This is a genomic window from Pseudescherichia vulneris (genome assembly GCF_902164725.1).
Lineage (GTDB): Bacteria > Pseudomonadota > Gammaproteobacteria > Enterobacterales > Enterobacteriaceae > Pseudescherichia > Pseudescherichia vulneris.
On record NZ_LR607338.1, the window covers coordinates 1471384 to 1472370 of the forward strand.

1 protein-coding gene is annotated in these 987 nt (G+C 63.9%); it reads left to right on the forward strand.

Translation table 11 applies throughout. From position 1 onward, the window contains the following. Positions 1 to 987: RHS repeat domain-containing protein (locus FN633_RS06090; protein WP_208674160.1), on the forward strand; the 987-nt coding region annotated here is incomplete at both ends.

Consider the following 987-nt stretch of genomic DNA (forward strand, 5'->3'; position numbering starts at 1 on the left):
CCGCAGCGAATATGACCGTCTGGGCCGCCTGCACCGCCGGGACGTCTTTACCGGCAGCGCACAGCGTCCGGCCCCGCGCCGCTGGTCGCGCAGGTGGGATTATGACTACCGTAACAACCCCGTGCGCGAGGAGCGCGACGATGACCCGTTCAGCTGTTATCACTGGCAGTATGACAGCACCGGGCGGCTGCTGTCTCAGGACGGCACGCTGCCGGGCCGGGAGCAGTGGCGGTGGGATGCAGCAGGCAACCCGCTGGACAATATCGGGGAGAAGATAACCCACAACCGCGTCACGCAGCTGAACGGTATTCGCTGGCAGTATGATATCCACGGCCGCACGGTGGAGAAGGACGACGGTCAGATCCGCTGGCACTACCGCTACGACGGCGAGCACCGTCTGACGGAAGTCGTCAGCCAGCCGCGCGACCGCACCCGGCCGCAGGTGGCGGTCAGCTTCCGCTACGATCCACTGGGCAGGCGCATCAGCAAGACCAGCCGCCGGACGCTGGCAGGGCAGCAGTACGGCAAAACGGTCACCACCCGCTTTGTGTGGGAGGGGTTCCGGCTGCTGCAGGAGATCCGGAATGAGGTCCCGCTGACCTACGTTTACAGCGACCCGCACAGCCACGAGCCGCTGGCCCGTATTGACGGCGTGAATGCCCCGGATATCTTCTGGTTCCATAACCAGCCTAACGGCACGCCGGAGCGCCTCACGGATGCGGAAGGCCGGGTGTGCTGGGAGGCACAGAACAGTGCCTGGGGTAAGTTGCTGAGTGAAAGAGAGGTGCAGCTTGCAGGCTGTGCGCAGAACCTGCGGATGCAGGGCCAGTACCTGGATCGGGAGACGGGACTTCACTATAATCTGTTCCGGTTCTACGACCCGGACTGCGGACGGTTCACGCAGCAGGACCCGATAGGACTGGCGGGGGGATTAAACCTCTATCAGTATGCACCGAATCCGCTGGGGTGGATCGATCCCCTCGGATT